This window comes from Brachybacterium halotolerans (assembly GCF_016623465.1).
In the GTDB taxonomy this organism is placed as follows: Bacteria; Actinomycetota; Actinomycetes; order Actinomycetales; family Dermabacteraceae; genus Brachybacterium; species Brachybacterium halotolerans.
This window is the reverse complement of the sequence record NZ_JAEDAJ010000001.1, coordinates 796,004-817,209: the sequence shown is the minus strand read 5'-3', so window position 1 is coordinate 817,209 and position 21,206 is coordinate 796,004. Positions and strand designations below refer to the sequence as shown.

The window sequence follows — 21,206 nt, the reverse complement described above, 5'->3', positions numbered from 1 at the left end:
GTGGAGGACCCCGACCCTCGTCGCACTGCCGCGCCCCACGGGACACGTCGCCCGGACTGGGCGACGATCCCCAACGCGGTCACCCTGCTGCGCTTCCTGCTGCTCCTGCCGGTGTGCGTGCTGCTGGTGGATGGCGGCCCCGACCCGCTCGCGGTGATCCTGCTGCTCGTCTGGGCGCTCACGGACTGGGTCGACGGGCTGCTGGCCCGCGCCCTGCACCAGACCAGTCGCACCGGCGCGATCATCGACCCGATCGCCGACCGCCTGGGGCTCGTGGGCGTGGTGCTCTCGCTCGCCCTCGCCGGCGTCCTCTCGTGGATCCCGCTGGGCGTGATCGCCCTCGTGGACATCGTGCTGCTCGCGCTCGCCGGCCGCACCGCCGCCGGGGGCGCGCTGCCCGTCTCGCGCATCGGCAAGGCGCGCACCGCGGTGCTGATGTCGGCCGTGTTCCTGCTGGCCGCCGCGGCCGCGTGGCTGCCCGCCGCGATCCCGGCGCTGCGCGTGCTCGTCTGGGTCGGCGTGCTGCTGCACCTGATCGCCGGCGCCGGCTACCTGCTCAGCGCGCTGCGCCACCGCGGCGGCGGGGAGGATCGGGCACCGGCCTGGCGGCGGTGACGAGACCCCGCACCACCCGGTCGCTGCCGCGCTTGGTCGCGACCGTGAGGGTGTCCTCGTCGGCGTCCTCGATCACTCCCAGCGCATCGGTCATCCCCTCGCCGTGCGGCGACGCGCTGCGGTCGATCGCATAGCGCACCACCACGCGGGTCCCCACCCGGAGGAACGGCGCCCACCCCGGACGGGGTCTCCGCGCGGGAGCAGGAGGCGCGCTCGGGTCGGCGGTGTCCGGAGCGTCGCCGGGCGTCGCGCCCGCTGCCGGATCCGGGGAATGCTCCTGGTCCATGGCTCCAGGCTATCGGCGGACCCGGCCGCGATGTCGACCTCGTCACCTGCGCGCCGGAGGGCGGGCCGTGGGCCCCGCAGGCACGGGCGACGGTGACATGATGGGGACGGCTCCCTCGCCCCGGGAGCCCGAGAACATCCTGGGACCATCGCGTCGGCCCCCGCTGCGGCGGCCCGCCCGCCCCGGCCCCGGCCGGGAGCGGGCACAGACCCGGCCGTCGTCCGGTCCCTGCCCTGGAAGGATCGCTGCATGACGTACGTCATCGCCCTGCCCTGCGTGGACGTGAAGGACAGGGCATGCGTGGACGAATGCCCCGTGGACTGCATCTACGAGGGCACCCGGTCGCTGTACATCCAGCCCGACGAGTGCGTGGACTGCGGCGCCTGCGAGCCCGTCTGCCCGGTCGAGGCGATCTACTACGAGGACGACCTCCCGGACGAGTGGGCCGACTACTACAAGGCCAACGTCGAGTTCTTCGACGAGCTCGGCGCCCCCGGCGGGGCTGCGAAGATGGGCGTCATCGACAAGGACCACCCGCTCATCGAGGCGCTCCCGCCGAACCCGAACGACGCGTGAGGCGACCTCTGCGCGGGGACGCGTGAGGCGACCTCTGCGCTGAGCGGCCCGGAACGCAGTCTGGAAAGAAGGATCTGATGGCGCAGCACCGCCCGTCGGCCCCGCGCGAGCCCCTGGCCGCGCGCCTGCCCGCCTTCCCCTGGGACTCCCTCGCGGAGGCCAAGAGCGCGGCGAGCGCCCACCCGGGCGGACTCGTCGACCTGTCCGTCGGCACGCCCGTGGACCCGACCCCCGAACGCGTGCAGCAGGCGCTGCGGGAGGCGTCCGACGCCCACGGCTACCCGACCACCATCGGCACCGCGGCCCTGCGCGATGCGCTCGTGGACTTCGTGGTGAGGCGCCGCGGAGCCGGCGCCGGAGCGGGGTCCGACGGCGGGTCCGACGGTGGGTCCGCAGGCGCGGCGGGCATCGGCCACGAGCACGTGCTGCCGACTGTCGGCTCCAAGGAGCTCGTCGCCCACCTGCCCTTCCAGCTCGGCATCGGGGCGGACGGCGCCGTCGCCTTCCCGCACGTCGCCTACCCGACCTACGACATGGGGGCGCGCTTCGTGGGCGCCCGCAGCGTGCCCGTCGACATGGAGCGCCTGGCCGCCGAGGGCGACGCCGCGATCGACGCCGAGGACCTCGAGCGGATCGGCCTGCTGTGGCTGAACTCCCCGGGGAACCCGACCGGCGAGGTCCTGGACGTCTCCCAGCTGCGCAGCATCGTCTCGTGGGCGCGCGAGCGGGGCATCATCGTCGCCTCCGACGAGTGCTACGCCCTGCTGCCCTGGGACGTCGAGGAGGTGCCCTCGATCCTGGATCCGCGCGTGCACGGCGGCGACCTCACCGGGCTGCTCTGCGTGTACTCGCTCTCGAAGCAGTCGAACCTCGCGGGCTACCGGGCGGCGTTCGTCGCCGGCGACCCGGAGCTCGTGGGCGAGCTCACCGCCATCCGCAAGCAGGCCGGGATGATGCTGCCCACCCCCGTGCAGGTCGCCATGACGGCCGCTCTGGCCGACGACGACGCCGTGCGCGCCCAGCACGGCGTCTACCGCGCCCGCCGCACCGCGCTGCGCGAGGCCGTCGAGGGCTTCGGCGGCGAGATCCACGGGTCGCGCGCGGGGCTGTACCTCTGGACCACCTTCGGCGAGGACTCCATGGCCAGCGTCCACGAGCTCGCGAAGCTGGGAATCCTCACCGCCCCCGGAATGTTCTATGGTGAGGCGGGGGAGCGTTTCGTCCGCATCGCACTGACCGCGAGCGACGAACGGATCTCCGCCGCGGTCGAGCGGCTCACCCGCCGCTGATCCGCCACCGGGACCCGAGGGCCGCACCGGCCCCGGCCCAGACCCGCACCTGACCCCGACCGCACCGGTCCCCGGACCGGACCAACCCCCGGGACGCTCCTCGCGTCCCGCCGCACGACCATCGGGACGCCCCTTGCGTCCCGCCGCACGACCCAGGGTCGCCCGTCGGCCCCCACCGACGCCGATGCACAACGGAGAGCACATGAACAACGCGACGCCGACCTCCCGCCTCACCCACCGCGACCAGGATCTGGACCTTCCCTTCGTCGAGGCCGTCGAGGGCAACAGCGGCATCAGCATCGCCCCGCTGCGCAAGCAGACCGGCGACGTCACCTACGACCCGGGCTTCATGAACACGGCGAACACGAAGTCGTCGATCACCTACATCGACGGCGACGAGGGCATCCTGCGCTACCGCGGCTACCCGATCGAGCAGCTCGCCGAGCACTCCAGCTACCTCGAGGTCGCCTACCTGCTCATCAACGGCGAGCTGCCCACCCAGGGGCAGCTCGAGAACTTCGTGTCCTCCGTGGAGCGGCGCACCCTGCTCGACGAGCGATTCAAGAGCCTCTTCGACGGCTTCCCCCGCGACGCCCATCCGATGGCCGTCATGCAGGCCGGCGTCTCCGCGCTCTCGACCTTCTACCAGGACTCCCTCGACCCGTTCGACGAGGACCAGGTGCGCCTGAGCAGCTACCGCCTGCTCGCGAAGGTCCCCACCATGGCGGCCTACGCCTACCGCGTCAGCAAGGGCCACGCGCTCCTGTACCCGGACAACCAGCTCTCCCTCATCGAGAACTTCCTGCGCCTGACCTTCGGGTTCCCCGTCGAGAAGTACATCGCCGACCCGGTCGTGGTGCGTGCGCTCGAGCAGCTGCTCATCCTGCACGCCGACCACGAGCAGAACTGCTCGGCCTCCGCCGTGCGGCTCGTCGGCTCCGCGCAGGCCAACCTCTTCACCTCGATCTCCGCCGGCATCGGCGCACTCTCCGGTCCCGCCCACGGCGGCGCCAACGCTGCCGTGATGGAGATGCTCGACGAGATCAGCGAGCGCGGCATGGATCCCAAGGACTTCATGGAGCGCGTGAAGAACAAGGAGGACGGCATCCGCCTGATGGGCTTCGGGCACCGGGTCTACAAGAACTACGACCCGCGCGCGAAGTTCGTCAAGAAGATCGCCGACGACGTCCTGGAGCGCCTGGGCATCCACGACGAGCGCCTCGACCTCGCCATGCAGCTCGAGGAGATCGCGCTCAAGGACGACTACTTCGTGGAGCGCAAGCTCTACCCGAACGTCGACTTCTACACCGGCATCATCTACAAGGCAATGGGCTTCCCCACGCAGATGTTCACGGTGCTCTTCGCGATCGGCCGCATGCCGGGCTGGATCGCGCAGTGGAACGAGATGATCCACGACCCGGAGACGAAGATCGGCCGTCCCCGCCAGATCTACACCGGCTCCGAGCTGCGCGAGTACGCCCCGATGCCCGAGCGCACCGGCACCACCGAGATCCGCCTCGAGCAGCTCCAGGCCGAGCTCGAGGCCGAGCGCCGCGCCCAGCAAGAGCGCGTCGCCCAGGAGCGCCGCCAGGACCACTGAGCGGGCCGGGGCCTCGCGGTCGGTCGCGGGGTGTGGGCACCTGAGCTGGGGTCGTCGCACCTCGACGGGGCTGATGTCCCGTTGCCCGAGACTGCTGCACTGGCCCTTGCCGCGGCGCTGATCTGTCGCCCAGCGGCATATAGCGGACGCCTCTGCCATATATGGCAGAGGCGTCCGCTATATGCCGCTCCGTGACGTCGAAGGCCGTCGGCGGTGCGAAGGCCCTCGGCTCGGCTGGGGACCTGAGGCGGGCCCAGGCCTGAGCCGGCTAGACCTGCGCCGGGCTTCCAGACCGCCCGTCGGCGAACGCGTCCCTGACCTGCGCGGCGCGGTTGGAGATGATCGCCCGGACCCCGAGGGCGGCCAGGTCCCGGGCGCGCGCGGGGTCGTCGACCGTCCAGCACGAGACCTCCATGCCCAGGGCGCGCGCGGCAGCCGCGCTGCGGGCCGTGACCCTGTTGTGCTCGGGGTTCCAGAAGCGAGGTCGCAGGCTGTCGACGAGATCGCGCGAGGGCATGCCGTCCTCCTTCCAGGTCATCCAGATCTCCGCCTCGGCATCGGCATCGCGGATGATGCGCAGGGCCATGAGGTCGCCGCACCACGCGGGCGGCGGGAGCTGCGGGGCGCCCCGGCGCGCGTCGGCCATGGCCACGGCGCTCGCGGCGGCCGGTGACGCGTCCGGCATGTCGATGAGCAGTCGGGCGGGAGCCGCGACCTGCAGCGCCTCGACCAGAGTGGGGATCTGCGGCGCGAGGTCGGCCAGCTCCCCATGCGAGATGTCCGCGATCGGGCGTGGATCGCCCCAGAGCCGTTCCAGCGTCGGGTCGTGCAGCAGCACGGGGATGCCGTCGGCCGTCAGTCGCACGTCGATCTCGACCGTGCGGGCACCCGACGCCGTGGCCCGCGTGATCGCCTCGCGCGTGTTCTCGATCGCGCCGACAGGATCCCCGCGATGGGCGACGATCTCCGGTGCGCCGGCGCCGGCGTCGATGTCCATGGCCCACTCCTGTCTCGGTGGCTGTTCGCGGAGGTCACTCCGGGTCGCGGGCCGCGGGGACCTGTTCCCCCGCGTACGTCCCGAAAGACCACATGTTTCCCTCGGGGTCCCGCACCGCGAACTCGCGGCTGCCGTACGGGGTGTCGGCGAGGGGCGTGATGACCTGCGCGTCCTTGGCGACCACGCGCTCGTACAGCGTATCGATCTCATCCACGACCACGTAGAGGCCCGCGCCGCCGGGCTCCGGGGACCAGTCGGCGCCCTCCTGGACGTCGCCGAGCATCACGCCGCCGCGGCCGTCGGGCCGGCGCAGCTCCGCGTGGGCGACGCGCTCGCCGTCGTCGTAGCGGGCCGTGAGGACGAAGCCGAGCACGTCCTGCAGGTAGTCGATCAGCGCGGCGGCGTCCCGGGCGCGGAACGTCGCGAAGAGCGTCGGCCCGGAGGAGCCCGCGGGGGAGTCCGCGGTGAGCTCGGAAGCGGTCGGTGAGGTCGGCGTGCTCGGCGTGCTCGGAATGGTCGGGTGGGTCTGCGGGGGAGTCTGTGTCTCATCCATGCAGACGATCCTCCGCCGCGCCGTGGCCGCCGTCTTGAATGTTCCGGAACTCCTCGCGGATCCACGCGCCGGGCGTGATCCCCGCGAAGCGGCTGAACTCGCGGGTCAGGTGGGCTTGGTCGGCGTAGCCGCTGGTGGCAGCGATCGACGCCAGATCGGCCCGGCCAGTGGTGCGCACGGAGCGGGCGGTCGAGGCCACCGCACGCTCGAAGCGCATGAGTCCGGCGACCTGCTTGGGGGAGCGGCCCAGCTCCTGGTGGAACAGGGCGCCGAGGCGTCGGGGGCCGAGGCCGACGTCCGCCGCGATGTCGCCGATGCGGGCGCGCCCGCCGCTGCGCTCGAGCAGCCACCAGGCGCGCAGCAGCTCGGGCCGCAGGCGGCCGCCGCTGGCCCTGGGCCCGCGGTCATGCTGCCCGAGCCGCTGCCGGAGACCTGCGGAGACCAGGTCGAACCTCTCCTGCCAGCAGCTCGCCTCGCGCACCCGCTCCTGCAGGTCGACGGCCCATTGACCGAGCACGCCGGCGGCGTCGAACTCCTCCACGGGGAGGCCGACGGCGGGCACTCCGAGGAGGGCCTGGGCCGCGAGGGGATGGACGGACATCTGGATGCCGGCCTGCGACGGCCGCTGTCGTACGAGGCTCGATGTCATGTGCAGGCCGCCGATGACCACGGGCGCCGGCTGCGCGCGGCGCAGACCCTCCGGGCCGGCGGTGCCCGATGCGGCCTCGACGCCCTCGTCGAGGGCGAGGATGAAGGTCAGGCGGGAGGCGGGGAGTCCGCGATGGACCACCTCGGGGACGTCGAGGGCGCGATAGCCGACCATCGCCTCGATGCCCGGCGGCCTGCCCGTCCGGTCGTTCGCGAAATCCCATGCCGGACCGTCCGCCGTGCGACCTTCCGACATTCCGACCTGCGGCGTCGTGTCCGGAGGTGCTGGGACCTGCGCCGCTCGCGCGTTCCCGCTCATGCTCCCGAGGGTAGTCACCCTCCGGCGACGAGCACCACCACGCGGTCCGCGTCGTCGCCGTCGATGCTCGGCCAGGTGCCGGCTTCCTGGTCGTGGGACTCGCGCTGCCAGGCACGCCCCTGATAGGAGACCTGGACGACTCCGTCGTCGGCCGCACGGGCGACGGACCAGTTCGCGACCGCCCAGCCCAGCGCCGTGTCACCGTGCGTGTCGATGACCAGGGCGGTCGCACTGGAGCCGTCGGGTCGGGACGTCGCGACCGATGAGGCGGAGGCCAGAGAGCTCGAGACCGTCCCGGCCTTCGTGCGTCGCGGGAACTGATCCTTCAGGGCGTCCTGCACGCTCTGGGGCGAGGCCGCCGAGTCGGGTGCGGCGATGTCGCACACGAGGTTCGCACCGGACTGCCCGGTGAGTGCGGAGGCGAAGATCCGCCCCTCGGTCTCGTGGTCGCCGTAGGCCTCGGGATAGCCCGAGCGCTGCACCTTCTGGGCGGCGTCGTTCACGCTCATCGAGGCGTAGTCGAGCTTCACGAGGGAGTCGTAGAAGGCGTTGGTCGCATGGACCGGGTCCATGATCTGCGCCTGGGTGCCCCAGCCCTGCGAGGGACGCTGCTGGAACAGGCCCTGGGAGTCGCGGTCGCCGTGCTCGATGTTCTGCAGCTTCGACTCCTGGTACGCCGTGGCGAGCGCGATCGACGCCGCGCGCGGCGGCAGGCCCCGGTCCACGGCGACCGCGCTGATCAGCGCCGCGTTCGCGGTGCGCTCGGTCGTGTACTCGTGCGTCGTCCCGAGGCCCGCCGCCGTGCACTGCCCGCTGCGCTGGACGGACGCGAAGCGGGTCAGCGCGAAGAACGTCCCGGCGACGACGAAGACCAGCACCAGCAGCATCACGAGGGGCACTGTGAGGTGCCGCATGCGCGAGCGGCGGGAGCGGGAGCGTCGGGAGCGGGCCATGGGCGGTCGTCTCGGCGGTGCGGGTCTCGGCGGGGCGTCGGACGGGGCGTCGCGGGGTCAGTTCGCGTGCAGCGCGGCGTTGAGCTCGACGGTGCGGCCCTCGCGGGCCACGACCTCGACCGCGCCGGTCACGGAGTTGCGGCGGAACAGGAGGTTATCCATGCCGGAGAGCTCGCGCGCCTTGACGACGGTGCCGTCCTCGACGCCGCGCGGGTCGACGACGGAGACCTTCGTGCCGGCCGTGACGTACAGGCCGGCCTCGACCACGCAGTCGTCGCCGAGCGCTATCCCGATGCCGGACTCGGCGCCCAGCAGCGAGCGGCGGCCGATGCGCACGCGCTCGGTGCCGCCTCCGGAGAGGGTGCCCATGGTGGAGGCGCCGCCGCCCACGTCGGACCCGTCGCCGACGACGACGCCCTGGGAGATGCGGCCCTCGACCATGGAGTGGCCGAGCGTGCCGGCGTTGAAGTTCACGAATCCCTCGTGCATGACGGTGGTGCCGTCGGCGAGGTGGGCGCCGAGGCGGACGCGATCGGCGTCGCCGATGCGCACGCCGGAGGGCAGCACGTAGTCGACCATGCGCGGGAACTTGTCGACGCTGAACACGGTGGGGGTGCGGCCGGCGGCGATGAGGCGCAGGCGGGTCTCCTCGAAGCCGGGGACCGCGCAGGGACCCTCGGAGGTCCAGACGACGTTGGTGAGCTGGCCGAACAGACCCTCGAGGCTCTGCACATTGGGCCCGATCAGACGGTGGGAGAGCAGGTGCAGGCGCAGGTAGGCGTCGGCGGTGTCGGCCGGGGCGGCCGCGAGCTCGATCGCGCGGGCGACGACCTCCTGGCGGGTGCCGCGCACCTCGTCCTCGCGGGCGGCTGCGCCGAGCTGCGCGTGCAGCGGCTGGGACTCGAGTTCCGCGGGCGCCTCGCCGAGCTGCGGGGCCGGGTACCAGGTGTCGAGGGTCGAGCCGTCGGCGGCGACGGTGGCGAGGCCGATGCCCCAGGCGTGCGTCGGCGTGGTCGTGTCGGCGGAGTTCGCGGGGGTGCTCATGCGAAGGATTCTACGGAGCGCGGCGGGTGCTTCCTATCCCTCTGGGGTGTGGGAATCCTCCTGCCCGCCGGTCATCCTCTGGTCGGGCGCGGGCCGATCGCCGACGAGGGCGAAGAGGACGCGGAAGTCCTCGGCAGGGCCCTCGGAGTCCGGGTCGCCCTCGAGGTCCGTGCCGCGCTCGTCGCGGTTCAGGCGGTTGAACTCCATGATGAGGTCGTTCGCGCGTCGGGCGAGATCCTCCGCCTGATCGCGCGAGATGCGCAGCGACGAGGAGAACAGCTGCCCGGCGAGGTTCTGCGACGCCTCGCCCGCCTCGTAGCGGGCGCTCTGGGCGATCCAAGAGGTGCGGATCCACTCGATCGCGGCGAGGCTCATGGACATGGCCGCGCGGCGGTACTCGTCGTCGGTCGCATCAGGATCGTTGGTCGAGGACTCGCCCTGTCCATAGTGGAAGCTCGCCTGCGTGAGCCGCCAGACCCGGTCCCTGCGGTCGCGCGCCTCCCCGGGAGCCTCCTCGATGACGCCCGCCTTCGCGAGGGTGCGCAGGTGGTAGCTCAGCGCGTTCGCCGCCACACCCATCTCCTCGGCGAGGTCGGCGGCACGGGCCGTGCCGCGGCGGCCCACGCGCTCCATGAGCTGCAGGCGCAGCGGGTGCGCCATCGCCCGCAGCATCTCCTGCGTCGCATAACCGCGGAGCTCAGGCGACGGGTGGTGTTCCTCGGTGCTCATGCCCGGAGCCTACCGAGAACCCGCACCGACACATGCGCAATAACTGTTGCGCAACGGGCTGTGCGGGTCTAGTCTCGCGGCATGCATCGGCCGACGAAGCCCGTACACGGGACCCACGCGCCGCTCCGACGGAACGCCGAATACAGGCGCTGGCTCGTGGGGGACGTGCTGCTGGACGCCGGTGCGGGGATCGCGGCCTTCGCCTTCCCGCTCGTCACCCTCGCGGTCACCGGCTCGGTCGCGGCCGTGGGGCTCGTGGGCCTGCTCGAGGGGATCGGAGGACTGATCGGCATGATCCCCGGCGGTCTGCTCGCCGATCGGTTCGACCGGCGACGGCTGCGGCTGCTCGCCTCGGCGACCGGAATCCTCACCCAGGCCGTCCTCGTCGCGGTGCTCGTCGGGGGCGTCGCGAGCGTTCCGGTGCTCGCGGCCCTTGCCTTCGTCCATCGGCTGCGCGGCACGCTCCTGGGGTTCGCGTCCGACGCGATGCTCAAGCAGATCGTCCCGCCCGCCCAGCTGCCGCGCGCCATCTCGATCAACGAGGGACGCGGGGCGGCGATCGAGCTGGGCAGCGGACCCGCGAGCGGCGCCCTGCTCGCGGTGCACCTCGCACTGCCTGCCCTCACCCTCGTGATCGGACACGTCGGCTCGCTGATCGCGACGCTGCGGATGCGCGGCGACTACCGCCCTCGGCCCGCGGAGTCCTCGGCAGGGCTGTCCCGCTCCCACGTCGGCCGGGACCTGCTCGACGCCCTGCGCTGGAGCATCGCCCAGCCCGTGCGGGTGCAGCTCGGCGCGGTGGCCGCGCTCGTGAACCTCGGTTCGAACGGCGCCCTGCTCACCGTCACCCTCATGCTCGCCGCGCGCGGCGTCCCCGCCGCGCAGATCGGCCTGCTCTCCTCGGTGCTCGCCGCCTCGATCCTGGTGGGCGCCGTGCTCGCGCCCCGGATCGTCGAGCGGGTGCCCACGGGAATCGTGGTCATCGGCGGTCTCATCGTGCTGGCGGCATCCACCCTGGCGATCCCCTTCGCCCCGTCCCCGTGGATGATCGCCGTGCTCTACGCGGTCATGGGTCTCCCGCTGCCCGCTCTGAACGCCGGCAGCGGAGGGTTCTTCCTGCACATCACGCCCACGCCCATGCAGGGGCGGGTGGGCGCGCTCAACGCGCTCGTGGCCATGGGTCTGATGCCCCTCTCGCCCGCCATCGCGGGCTGGGGGCTGGCGCACGCGGGGGCGCCGGTGACCCTCGGCGTGTTCGCCGCCCTCTGCGCACTGGCGGCGGTGATCGCCGTCATCGGTCCCCATCTGCGCTCGATCCCCGCCGCCGCCGGGTGGGTGGAGCATGCGCGGCTCACCGGGCTCGCAGCAGACGAGCCCCGGACCGACGGTCGTGCCGACGACGGCGCGTCGGCGGACGGCGCTCGAGTCGCCGACGAGGACGAGCACGCCGCCCGCGGGTGAACCCGCGGGCTGTCGGGCGCTCGGCCCGCCGGCCCCTCAGCGCCGCGCGTTGGCGTTGCGGAGGAACAGCGCCGCGATCACCGCGACGCCCATGATCGCCGCGGGCAGGAACAGGCTCTCGCCCATCGCATGCGCGTACGGGGCGTGCAGCATGTCAGGCAGCACGCCGCCGGAGGATGCGCCGGCCTCGCCGCCCGCGGCGGCGTGGTCGCTCTCCCCGCCGCCCGCGCCGGAGCCTCCGCCCAGGCCTGCGTCCGCGAACTCGGAAGTGATGCGCGAGGCCATCACCGCGGCGATCGCCGCGGAGCCGATCACGGCGCCGAGCTGGCGCATCGCGTTGTAGACGCCCGAGCCGGCGCCCGCCTGCGCACGGGAGAGTCCGTAGGTCGCGGAGATCGACAGCGGCGCCCACATGCCCGCATTGCCCAGGCCCATGACGGCGCCCGGGATCAGCAGCCAGTACCAGGCGGCGTCGTTCATGACGAGCACGCCCATGGCCGCGATGCCCAGGCCGAACAGGGCCAGGCCCACGACCGCGAGCAGCCGCGTGTTCCAGCGGTGCAGGTTCTTGCCGACGAGCGGGGAGAGGCCCCCGCCGATGATCGCCATCGGTGCGAGCAGCAGAGCCGACTGGGTGGGGGAGAAGCCCTTGACGTTCTGCGTCCACAGCACGATGGGCAGCGCGAAGGTCACGATCGCGGCGCCCACACCGGCGATCGCGAGGTTCGCGACGGCGAAGTTCCGGTCGCGGAAAAGGCCCAGCGGCAGCAGCGGCTCGCCGCCCTTCTGCTTCGCCTGCCAGAGCACGAAGAGGACCAGCACCACGATCCCAGCGCCGATCAGCAGCGGGACGGAGATGATGCCGGTGATGGTGCCCCAGTCGTACGTCGACCCCTCCTGGATGCCGAACACCACCAGGAACATGCCGACCGCGGAGAGCAGCACGCCGGGCAGGTCGAAGCGGTGCGCATGGGACTCGAGGTTCGGCACCAGGCGCATGGCCAGGACGAAGCCGACGATGCCCACGGGCACGTTGACGAAGAAGATCCACTCCCAGCCGAGACCATCGACCAGGACACCGCCGAGGATCGGGCCGACGAGGTTCGCGACCCCCGCGGTCGCGCCCCACAGGGCCATGGCCGGGCCGCGCTGCTGCGGCGGGAACATGCGGGTGATGACGGTCATCGTCTGCGGAGTCATCAGCGCTGCGCCGAGTCCCTGGACCACACGCGCCAGGATCAGCATCTCGATCGTGCCGGACAGTCCGCACCACAGGCTCGCGAGGGTGAAGACGACGAGCCCGGCGAGGTAGACCCGCTTGGGGCCCAGGCGGTCGCCGAGGCGGCCGGTGACCAGCAGCGGCACGGCGTAGGCGAGCAGGTAGGCGCTGGTCACCCAGATGACCTTGGTGATGTCGGCGTCGAGCTCGTCCTGGATCCTCGGGGTCGCGATCGAGACGATCGTGCCGTCCACGAGCAGCATGAAGAAGCCGATGATCATCGACCACAGCGCGGGCCACGGCCTGAGCTCGGCGGGCTGCGTCGGGGCCTGGTCCGGGGCCGGGGTCGAGGCCCGGGCCGCGGCCGACGTCGGGTCCTGGGCGGCAGTGCGGGGGTCTGTGGCGCGGGGCTCCGCGGGCATGGGGTCCTCCTGGGACGTCGTGTAAGAGGAGCGCCCGTCGGCCGACGGTCCCTGCGGGACCGGACCTGAGAGGGGAGCCTGGCAGCGCCGGAGCGCTCCGGAAGTGTAGGACTCCGAACCCCCGCGGGCGTGCTCGCGCGGTCCAACGTCACAGTGGCCCCGGAGGGTCCCGTTCCCGCCCCGCGGCCGACCACCCCGATACTGGGATCCATGACCGTCGCCCCCGATCCCACGCCGAGCACCCGCGCCGCGGCACCCGCGCCGGGCGAGCGCGCGCGCCGAGAGATCCCGGGGGACCGCGAGCGCCGCGAGCCGCCGCCGGGCGCTACCGGGCGCGCCGAGCACGCCGGAGCCGGCGCGGCACGCCGCGAGGTCGCCGTGATCGGGGCCGGCCCGCGCGGCACCGCGATCATCGAGCGCCTGGTCGCCGCCTCGCAGCGGGACGACTGGCAGGGCCTTCTCGAGCTGCACCTCGTCGATCCGTGCGCGGGCCTCGGCGGCAACGTATGGCGGCAGGACCAGGGCGAGGTGCTGCTCATGAACACCGCGACCTGCCAGACCACCATGTACCCCGACGAGTCGTGCCGGCCCGAGCTGCCCGTCCCACACACGGAGACCCTCGCCGACTTCCTCGCCGCCGAAGGGCTGGGGCCGGCCGACATAGCCTCCCGCGCCGCCCACGGCCGCTACCTCGCCGCCGTGCTCGAGCGCGCCATCGCCGACGCCGACCCGAACCGACTGCGGATCCGTGTGCACCGGACCAGCGCTCTCGACGTCTCGGGCGAGCCGGGCACCCCGCAGCGCGTCGCGCTCCAGGACGGCACCGAGCTCACCGTGGACGCCGTCGCCCTCGCCCTCGGTCACCTCGCGACGGCCCCCGGACCGCGCTCCCAGGTGATGGAGCACGCCGCCGCGCGCCACGGACTCGTGCACGCGGCCCCCGCGAACCCCCTCCAGGTGGACTACTCCGCGCTGCTGGGCCGCGAGCGGGTCGCCGTGCAGGGCATGGGACTGAACTTCTACGACGCGCTCGGCATGCTCGCCGACGCCGCCGGCGGGAGGTTCGCGCCGGACGCGCACGCCCCCTCGGGTCTGCGCTACATCCCCGGGGGCGGGGAGCCCCAGCTGATCGTCGGCTCGCGCTCCGGCATGGTCTACCGGCCCAAGCCGGATCTGCGGCCCTACCTCCCCGAGCCCCACGAGCCGCGGATCCTCACCCGCGAGCGCGTGCTCGAGCTCTCCGTGCGACCCGACGGCCTCGATCACGAGGCCGACGTGATGCCGCTGATCCTCGCCGAGCTGCAGCGAGCCCTCGCGGTCTCGGGCTTCCGCGCGCTCGCCGAGGAAGCCGTCATCCTGCGGATGCTGTTCCCCTTCGGGCGGCGCGGCGGCCCGATCACCGATGCGCACGCCCGCACCCTCGAGGTGGTGCGCCGCAGCCTGCGCGAGGCCGCCGAGCCGGATCCCGCCTGGCTGCTGGTCTTCCGGGTCCTCACCGCATGCCGCATCCAGGTCAACCAGCTCATCGACCTCGGCGCATACACCACGGAGTCCGTGGCCCGCGACATCGACGGCCACCTGCGCAACGCCTTCGCCTCCTGGGCGTCGGGCCCGCCCGTTCTGCGCGTGCGCCAGCTGCTCGCCCTCGAGGAGGCCGGGCTCGTGCGCTTCACGGGGCCGGGCATGCGCGTGGACGTGGACGACGAGGCAGGCAGGTTCGTCGTCACCGCGGGCGAGGACTTCCGCTACTCCTGCGACGGGGTGCTCGAGGCGCATCTGCCGGGCGTCGAGCTCAACGCCTTCACCTCCCCGCTGCTGCGGGCCTGGCGCGAGCGCGGCGAGGCCCGCCAGGACTCGTGGGCCTCGCGGGGCACCGGCCGGCGCGTGCCGACGGGCTCGATCGCGGTCGACGGCCTCTACGCCCCGATCGGCAAGGACGGGCGGGTCCACGAGCGGCGCCTGCTCGTCGGCGTCCCGGTCTCCACCGCCCAACCTGGATCCGCGATCACCGCGGAGCCCGGCACGGCCCCGCAGCTGCTGCACCACGCCGAGGTCGTCGCGCGCCGGCTCGCGGCCTGGGGCGGCGCGCTGCCCGCGTGACACGATAGGTCGCATGACCTCGCCCTCCAGTTCTGCCTCCGCCGACTCCGCACCGTCCCTCGATCCCCGCGCCGACATCGTCGAGCTCACCGCCGCGATCGTGGACATCGAGTCCGTCTCCGGGAACGAGATGACGCTCGCCGACGCCGTCGAGCAGGCGCTGCGCACCCATGCCCCGCACCTCACGGTCCTCCGCGACGGCGACACCGTCATCGCCCGCACGGACCTCGGGCGCGAGGAGCGCGTGGTCCTCGCGGGCCACCTCGACACGGTGCCGGTGGCGGGCAACCTGCCTTCGTCCCGCCGTGTGCGCGAGGGCCGTGAGGAGCTCGTGGGCCGCGGCAGCTGCGACATGAAGGGCGGCGTCGCGATGCTGCTCGCGGTCGCCGTCGAGGCGACCGATCCCACACGGGACCTCACCTTCCTCTTCTACGACCACGAGGAGGTCGCCGCGGCGGACAACTCGCTGACCCGCATCGCCCGCACCCACCCCGAGCACCTGCGCGGCGACTTCGCGATCCTCGGCGAGCCCACCTCCGCCGGTGTCGAGGGCGGCTGCAAGGGCACCATGAAGCTCGAGGTCACCGCGCACGGCACCGCAGCCCACTCGGCCCGCGACTGGGTGGGCGACAACGCCATCCATCACCTCGCCCCGGTGCTGCAGCGCCTCGACGCGTACGAGGCCCGCCGCGCCGTCATCGACGGACTCGAGTACCGCGAGTGCCTGAACGCCGTCGCCATCACCGGCGGCATCGCCGGCAACGTCATCCCCGATCGCGCCTCCCTCACCCTGAACTACCGCTTCGCGCCGGACACCAGCCCCGCGCGGGCCGAGGCGCACGTGCGGGAGCTGCTGGAGGGCTGCGACGTGGACATCGTGGTCACCGACAGCGCCGCCGGCGCCCTGCCGGGCCTGGACACCCCCGCCGCCCGCGCGTTCCTCGCGGCTCTCGGCGACGGGGTGGGCGTCGCCGCCAAGCAGGGGTGGACTGACGTCGCCCGCTTCGCCGAGCTCGGCACCCCCGCCGTGAACTTCGGCCCCGGCGACCCCCTCCTCGCCCACACCGACGACGAGCACGTGCCCTTCGAGGACCTCCGCGCCGCCCTCGACGGACTGCGCCGCTGGCTCGAGCCGTCGCCGTCGGCCCGATGAGCCGCCCGAGCGCGCGGGTGCCCGGCGGATCCGCGGAGCCGGCAGGCGGCGCGCCCGCCCTCCGCCGCAGCATCGGCTTCGGCCAGCTGCTCGCCTACGGCCTGGTCTTCATCGGCCCCGCCGCGGCCGTCGGCGTGTGGGGGACGCTCGACGCGAAGTCCGGCGGCGTGGTGCCCGTCGTCTACCTCGTCGCGACGCTGGTGATGGCGCTGACCGCCTCGAGCTACGCGCTCATGTCCCGCGCCGTGCCGCGCGCCGGCAGCATCTTCGCCTACGCGAGCGAGGGCATCGGCCGCAGAGTGGGACACATGGGCGGCTGGATGATGCTGCTGGACTACGTGCTGATCCCCTCGGTCGCCTACCTGTTCAGCGGCATCGCCCTGCACTCGCTGTTCCCGCAGATCCCCGTGTGGGTGTTCGTGGTGGTCGCGGTCGTGCTCACCACCGGCCTCAACCTCGCCGGGGTGGGCGTGACGTCGAAGGTCTCCGCCGTGGTCGTGCTCGTCGAGGTGCTCGTGCTGGCGGCGGTCGTGATCGCCGGGATCGCGGTCCTCGCGTCCGACGGGCCGGTGCGCGGCTGGCTCGACCCGATCACCGGCGGCGGCGCCGGCCTGCACCCCCACCTCGTGCTCGGTGCGCTCTCCGTCGCCGTCCTGTCCTACCTGGGGTTCGACGCTCTCGCGACCTTCGCCGAGGAGACCCGCGGGGGTTCCGCCGCGATCGCCCGGGCGACGCCCGTGTGCCTCGCGGTCGCCGGCGTGCTCTTCATCGTCCAGACGTACATCGGCGCGCTGCTCTCCCCGCAGAGCACCGCGCAGCTGCAGGCGGACCCGTCCCTGCAGGGCGACGCCTACTACGCGATGGTCGACTCCTCGATCAGTCCGCTGCTGCACGGTCTGCTCGCCCTGGCCAAGGGTGTGGGCGCGATGTTCAGCGCGCTGGTGGGGCAGGCCGCGGCGAGCCGCGTGATCATGGACATGGCCCGCTCCGGCTCGCTGCCCGGGGGCCTGGCGAAGGTCTCCGCCCGCTCCGGGGCGCCCGTGGCGGGTGTGCTCGCGGCCGCCGCCGGGAACGTCGCCGTCGCCCTCTGGGCGGCCCTGCGGCCGGACGGGCTCGACGTGGTCTCCTCCGCCGTGGACGTCGGCGCGATCACCGGCTTCGTCCTCGTCCATGCCTCCGTGATCGGCTATTTCGTGGTGCGCCGACGCGGGGGACCGGTGCGCCCCCTCCCGCATCTGGTGATCCCGATCCTGGGCGCCCTGTCCCTGCTCGCGGTGCTCGTCTCCTCGAGTCCGCTCGCGCTCGCCGTGGGCGCCGTCTGGGCGGTGCTCGGGCTGATCGTCCTGCTCGTGCGCGGCCCGCGCGCCACCGGCGCCTGACCCCGGGCGGTCCGCACCTGCGGCCGAGGAACACACCTTCGATGTCGCCGGGTGAGACCTCGGCCGCGCCCCCGCCGTCGGCCCCGTCGGCCCCGCCGACACACCCCCGGCGCCTCCCCGCTCGGTCCCAGCGCCGCCGTAGTGTGGACGCGCCGGGGGCGGCGGCGCCGCATCGGGGCCCGGTGCATCGACGAAGGGGGATCAGAGATGGCACGAGCGACGCGCGCACCGCATGCAACGCCCAGCCGGCGCACGGTGAGCACGGCACTCGCCGCGACGGCGCTCGGGGGCACGGCCCTCACGGCGGCCGGATGCACGCAGGGCGGTCCTGGTGGGGGCGAGAAGGGCGGCTCGGCGTCCAAGAAGCCGACGGCCGAGGAGATCCGCGCCCAGAAGGTCTCCAGGGCGCAGCGCCAGCTCGCCCAGCACGACCCGGACGCCGCCGAGAAGACCCTGAAGGGCCAGGACGGCGACGAGGTCGACGCGCTGCGCACGAAGATCTCCTCCGCGCGCGACGCCCTCGTGGAATGGCCGAACGACCTGCAGGTCTCCCACCTGTTCTTCCACACGCTCATCGTCGATCCGGAGCGCGCCTTCGACGGCGACGAGGACGCCCAGGGCTACGACGACTACATGTGCACGATCGACGAGTTCACGAAGATCATGAAGGACGTCTACGACGACGGGTACGTGCTGGTCAGCCCGCACGACATCTGCGAGAAGCAGGACGACGGCACGATGAAGCCGCTGCCGATCCGGCTGCCCAAGGACCGCAAGCCCATGGTGCTCTCGCAGGACGACGTCTGCTATTACGAGTACATGGAGGGCGACGGCTTCGCCACGGACCTCCACCCGAACGCCGAGGGCCGCGTGGTGAACTCGTACACCGACGCCGACGGGAAGACGTCCGAGGGGTCCTACGACATGGTCCCGCTCGTCGACGACTTCCTCGAGGACCACCCCGACTTCTCGTACCACGGCCACAAGGGCGTGCTCGCCCTCACCGGCTACAACGGCATCCTCGGCTACCGCAGCTCGAAGCGCGAGTACGGGGACCACCCCGACAAGCTCAAGACCGCCCAGGAGAAGGCGAAGAAGACCGCCGACGCCCTCAAGGACACCGGGTGGGAGATCGCGAGCCACAGCTGGGGGCACCTCGACATCAAGAAGTCCTCGCTCGCGCACCTCACCCGGGACTTCGACCGCTGGGACGCCGAGGTCAAGCCGCTCACCGGCGCGACCGACCTGCTGATCCTCCCCTTCGGCGCCGACCTCAGCGGCGTCCCGCCCTACGACACCCAGGACCCGAAGTACCGGGCCGTGCGCGACCACGGCTTCGACTTCATCTTCCTCGTGGACGGCACCGCCGAGTACTGGGCGCAGATGCAGGACGGCTACCTCCGACAGGCCCGCATGAACGTCGACGGCATCCGCCTGCGCGCGAACGCCGCGGGCCAGGAGACCAGCCTCGAGCCGTTCTTCGACTCCTCCTCGGTGATCGACCACTCCCGCCCCGGGCTCTGAGTCGCCCGGGCCGACGACCATGCACGGGCGCTACGCTCGCCCCATGACCGCCCAGAACACCGACAGGCACCGCAAGGGCCCCATCACGCTGCGCGGGGCGCAGCGGCCCACCACCACGACCGACCAGCATCTCCTCGAGGAGGAGGGGCCGGGGGAGTGGGTCCACTCGGACCCGTGGCGCGTGATGCGGATCCAGGCGGAGTTCGTCGAGGGGTTCGGCGCGCTCGCCGAGCTCGGTCCCGCCATCTCCATCTTCGGCTCGGCGCGCATCGCCCCGGACCACCCGGACTACGCGAAGGCCGAGCAGATCGCCCGCGGCGTCGTCGACCTCGGGTACGCCGTCATCACGGGCGGCGGGCCGGGGATCATGGAGGCCGGCAACAAGGGCGCCAAGGAGTGCGGCGGGGTCTCGGTGGGACTGGGCATCGAGCTGCCCTTCGAACAGGGGATGAACGACTATGTCGACCTGGGTGTCGACTTCCGGTACTTCTTCGCCCGCAAGACCGTGTTCGTGAAGTACTCGAGCGGCTTCGTGGTGCTGCCCGGCGGCTTCGGCACCTTCGACGAGATGTTCGAGGCGCTGTGCCTCATGCAGACCCACAAGATCCGCATGTTCCCCCTGGTCCTCGTGGGCCGCGACTACTGGCAGGGCCTGCTCGACTGGATCCGCGGTACCGTGCTCGACCACGGGCTGATCAGCGAGAAGGACCTTGGGCTGCTGCGCGTGGTCGACACCGCCGACGAGGCCCTGGACGTGCTGCGCGACGCCGCTCTCCGGCAGCGATGACCGCCGTCAGCCCCGGCGTGGTGCTGCTGCTCCTCGTCGCCGCGGTGGTCGCCGTGCTCATGGTGCTCGCTGCCCTGGGGAAGCTCGACCTCTCGATGCCCGCACCCGGTGCGGATCACGAGCACCGTCGGCGGCGGCGCGGAGCCGGGCGGCGGTGGGGCGCCGGGAGGCGTCGGAAGAGGTGTCGGAAGGCATCCGCCCACGCCTCCGGCGAGGACGCATCGTCCGACGTGTGAGCGTCGTCTCCGAGAACCTGAGATACTGGTGGCCGACAGTTGCTGCCGCCGCTCCCGCAGGGGTGGGAGCGGCGTGCGTTCACATCACCGAGGAGGCAGGCCCATGGCCGCTATGAAGCCGCGCACCGGAGACGGTCCGCTCGAGGTCGTGGAGGAGGGCCGCAGCATCATCATGCGTGTCCCGCTCGAGGGCGGCGGACGCCTCGTCGTCGAGATCGACGGCTCCGAGGCCGAGACCCTGCGCGACGCCCTGGAGGGCGTGATCAAGGCCTGACGGGCTGCTGATCAGAGCACCGGACCCCGCTTCTCGACATGAGGGGCGGGGTTCTGTGTGTGCGGGCGCGGCGTGGGTGTCGGCGATGTCGGCGATTGCGGCGATGGAGGCGGCGGAGCGTTCGGGAGGCGAACCGGCCGTCCCGGGGACGCCCCGGAGCGCCGACGACCGTCCGTGGCGCCTCGAGAAGTGCGAAACGGTTGCCAAGAGCGCTCTTGGCAACCGTTTCGTACTTCTCACGGGTTCATCCGACGGGCGGCGGCCGCGTCGGGGTGCGGGTCCGGTGCCGCGTTCCCGGTGGCCCCGGGGTAGGGGCGTCAGCCGCGCAGGACCGCGGCGAGGACGCCGTCGCCGCTCGGGGAGAGCGCGGGGATGAGGTCCTCGGCCTCCTGGACCTCGCGCAGCAGAGCGCGGACCTCCTGGGTGGTGGCGTCGCGGGCGGTGGGGTCGGCGACCCGGTCGTGGTAGAGCGCCTGGGAGATCACGAGCACTCCGCCCGGGCGCAGCAGACGGCGCGCATGGGTCAGCAGGTCGCGCGCGTGAGGGGCGTCGGCGTGGAAGCTCACGAGGTCGTAGGCATGGTCGGTGAGGCGGCCGATGACCTCTCGCGGGCTGCCGGCGATCGTGCGCGCACGCCCCGAGCGCAGGCCCGCCTCGCTGAAGGCCTCGCGGGCCGCGCGCTGGTTCTCGACCTCGGGGTCGATCGTGGTGAGGACGCCGTCGGGGTGCATCCCGGCCAGCACGTACAGGGAGGCCACTCCGGCACCGGTGCCGATCTCGACGGCGCTGCGCGCGCCGACGGACGCCGCGAGCACGCGCATGAGGGCGCCGGCCCCGGGCAGCACGGGGGCGACCCCGAGCTCCGATCCGCGCTCGCGAGCGCGGGCGAGCACGCCCGGCTCCTCGAAGAGCGATTCCTCGTCGACGAACTCCTCGCCGTGGGCCCAGCTGGTCACCTTCCCCGATGCCATCTGCGGATCCTCCTGTTCGTCGGGTCATGGGCAGTCGCGCGACCGGGCAGGTCACCGCCGGGTCGCCGCGA

The 21,206-nt window shown here is 72.8% G+C and carries 21 protein-coding genes; 12 read left to right on the top strand and 9 right to left on the bottom strand.

The window, feature by feature from the left end:
• A complete protein-coding gene (locus I8D64_RS03660; protein ID WP_200501099.1) occupies nt 1-615 on the top strand; it encodes a CDP-alcohol phosphatidyltransferase family protein in 615 nt (204 codons plus the stop codon).
• On the opposite strand, the gene I8D64_RS17015 is transcribed toward I8D64_RS03660, so the two are convergent.
• Nucleotides 557-901 (bottom strand): acetyltransferase, encoded by a 345-nt coding sequence (locus I8D64_RS17015; RefSeq protein ID WP_214650982.1) that lies wholly within the window; start codon nt 899-901, stop codon nt 557-559. The genes I8D64_RS03660 and I8D64_RS17015 overlap by 59 nt on opposite strands.
• A 249-nt stretch (nt 902-1,150) precedes the next feature.
• Here I8D64_RS17015 and fdxA point away from each other — a divergent pair, with 249 nt between their 5' ends.
• The 3 genes from fdxA to I8D64_RS03640 all read left to right on the top strand — a co-directional run bounded on the left by fdxA (nt 1,151) and on the right by I8D64_RS03640 (nt 4,366).
• Nucleotides 1,151-1,477 carry a ferredoxin gene (fdxA, locus tag I8D64_RS03650; RefSeq protein ID WP_200501098.1) on the top strand — a complete coding sequence of 109 codons (327 nt, stop codon included), beginning with the start codon at nt 1,151-1,153 and terminating at the stop codon, nt 1,475-1,477.
• Between the two features lie 77 nt (nt 1,478-1,554).
• Entirely contained in the window at nt 1,555-2,766 is a 1,212-nt protein-coding gene (dapC, locus tag I8D64_RS03645) for a succinyldiaminopimelate transaminase (RefSeq protein ID WP_200501097.1), read from the top strand.
• A gap of 202 nt (nt 2,767-2,968) precedes the next feature.
• Nucleotides 2,969-4,366 (top strand): citrate synthase, encoded by a 1,398-nt coding sequence (locus I8D64_RS03640; RefSeq protein WP_200501096.1) that lies wholly within the window; start codon nt 2,969-2,971, stop codon nt 4,364-4,366.
• 268 nt (nt 4,367-4,634) lie between these two features.
• On the opposite strand, the gene I8D64_RS03635 is transcribed toward I8D64_RS03640, so the two are convergent.
• From I8D64_RS03635 to I8D64_RS03610, 6 genes are read right to left on the bottom strand one after another with little or no spacing between them, the layout of a single operon-like run.
• Nucleotides 4,635-5,363 carry a glycerophosphodiester phosphodiesterase gene (locus I8D64_RS03635; RefSeq protein WP_200501095.1) on the bottom strand — a complete coding sequence of 243 codons (729 nt, stop codon included), beginning with the start codon at nt 5,361-5,363 and terminating at the stop codon, nt 4,635-4,637.
• A 34-nt stretch (nt 5,364-5,397) separates the two neighbouring features.
• On the bottom strand, nt 5,398-5,916 hold the full coding sequence (locus I8D64_RS03630) for a VOC family protein (protein WP_200501094.1): 519 nt from the start codon (nt 5,914-5,916) through the stop codon (nt 5,398-5,400).
• Nucleotides 5,909-6,883, bottom strand: a complete 975-nt coding sequence (locus I8D64_RS03625; protein WP_200501093.1) for a helix-turn-helix domain-containing protein — start codon at nt 6,881-6,883, stop codon at nt 5,909-5,911. Before I8D64_RS03625 ends, I8D64_RS03630 begins: the two co-directional genes overlap by 8 nt.
• A gap of 14 nt (nt 6,884-6,897) precedes the next feature.
• Nucleotides 6,898-7,836: a hypothetical protein gene (locus I8D64_RS03620; RefSeq protein WP_200501092.1), complete on the bottom strand. Its 939-nt coding sequence runs from the start codon at nt 7,834-7,836 to the stop codon at nt 6,898-6,900.
• A 57-nt stretch (nt 7,837-7,893) separates the two neighbouring features.
• A complete protein-coding gene (gene dapD, locus I8D64_RS03615; protein ID WP_200501091.1) occupies nt 7,894-8,880 on the bottom strand; it encodes a 2,3,4,5-tetrahydropyridine-2,6-dicarboxylate N-succinyltransferase in 987 nt (328 codons plus the stop codon).
• Between the two features lie 33 nt (nt 8,881-8,913).
• Nucleotides 8,914-9,609: an ArsR/SmtB family transcription factor gene (locus I8D64_RS03610; protein ID WP_200501090.1), complete on the bottom strand. Its 696-nt coding sequence runs from the start codon at nt 9,607-9,609 to the stop codon at nt 8,914-8,916.
• Between the two features lie 81 nt (nt 9,610-9,690).
• Between I8D64_RS03610 and I8D64_RS03605 the strand changes: the two genes are divergently transcribed.
• Nucleotides 9,691-11,070 (top strand): MFS transporter, encoded by a 1,380-nt coding sequence (locus tag I8D64_RS03605; RefSeq protein WP_200501089.1) that lies wholly within the window; start codon nt 9,691-9,693, stop codon nt 11,068-11,070.
• A 36-nt stretch (nt 11,071-11,106) separates the two neighbouring features.
• On the opposite strand, the gene I8D64_RS03600 is transcribed toward I8D64_RS03605, so the two are convergent.
• Complete coding sequence (locus tag I8D64_RS03600) at nt 11,107-12,711, bottom strand: MDR family MFS transporter (RefSeq protein ID WP_200501088.1); 1,605 nt, start codon at nt 12,709-12,711, stop codon at nt 11,107-11,109.
• Nucleotides 12,712-12,921: 210 nt separating this feature from the next.
• Between I8D64_RS03600 and I8D64_RS03595 the strand changes: the two genes are divergently transcribed.
• The 7 genes from I8D64_RS03595 (at nt 12,922) to I8D64_RS03565 (ending at nt 20,164) form a co-directional block, all read left to right on the top strand.
• On the top strand, nt 12,922-14,811 hold the full coding sequence (locus I8D64_RS03595; protein ID WP_200501087.1) for an FAD/NAD(P)-binding protein: 1,890 nt from the start codon (nt 12,922-12,924) through the stop codon (nt 14,809-14,811).
• A 13-nt stretch (nt 14,812-14,824) separates the two neighbouring features.
• Entirely contained in the window at nt 14,825-15,964 is a 1,140-nt protein-coding gene (gene dapE, locus I8D64_RS03590; RefSeq protein ID WP_200501086.1) for a succinyl-diaminopimelate desuccinylase, read from the top strand.
• Nucleotides 15,961-17,343 carry an APC family permease gene (locus I8D64_RS03585; RefSeq protein WP_200501085.1) on the top strand — a complete coding sequence of 461 codons (1,383 nt, stop codon included), beginning with the start codon at nt 15,961-15,963 and terminating at the stop codon, nt 17,341-17,343. Before dapE ends, I8D64_RS03585 begins: the two co-directional genes overlap by 4 nt.
• Nucleotides 17,344-17,598: 255 nt before the next feature.
• Nucleotides 17,599-18,867, top strand: coding sequence for a polysaccharide deacetylase family protein (locus I8D64_RS03580; RefSeq protein WP_200501084.1), 1,269 nt, complete (start codon nt 17,599-17,601; stop codon nt 18,865-18,867).
• Between the two features lie 43 nt (nt 18,868-18,910).
• Complete coding sequence (locus I8D64_RS03575) at nt 18,911-19,654, top strand: LOG family protein (protein ID WP_200501083.1); 744 nt, start codon at nt 18,911-18,913, stop codon at nt 19,652-19,654.
• The gene (locus tag I8D64_RS03570; protein WP_200501082.1) at nt 19,651-19,890 is read left to right on the top strand and encodes a hypothetical protein; all 240 of its coding nucleotides are present in this window, start codon (nt 19,651-19,653) and stop codon (nt 19,888-19,890) included. Before I8D64_RS03575 ends, I8D64_RS03570 begins: the two co-directional genes overlap by 4 nt.
• 103 nt (nt 19,891-19,993) lie before the next feature.
• Nucleotides 19,994-20,164: a DUF3117 domain-containing protein gene (locus I8D64_RS03565; protein ID WP_200501081.1), complete on the top strand. Its 171-nt coding sequence runs from the start codon at nt 19,994-19,996 to the stop codon at nt 20,162-20,164.
• Nucleotides 20,165-20,481: 317 nt separating this feature from the next.
• Here I8D64_RS03565 and I8D64_RS03560 read toward each other — a convergent pair whose 3' ends face one another.
• Nucleotides 20,482-21,135, bottom strand: a complete 654-nt coding sequence (locus tag I8D64_RS03560) for an O-methyltransferase (protein WP_200501080.1) — start codon at nt 21,133-21,135, stop codon at nt 20,482-20,484.
• Between the last annotated feature and the right edge of the window lie 71 nt (nt 21,136-21,206).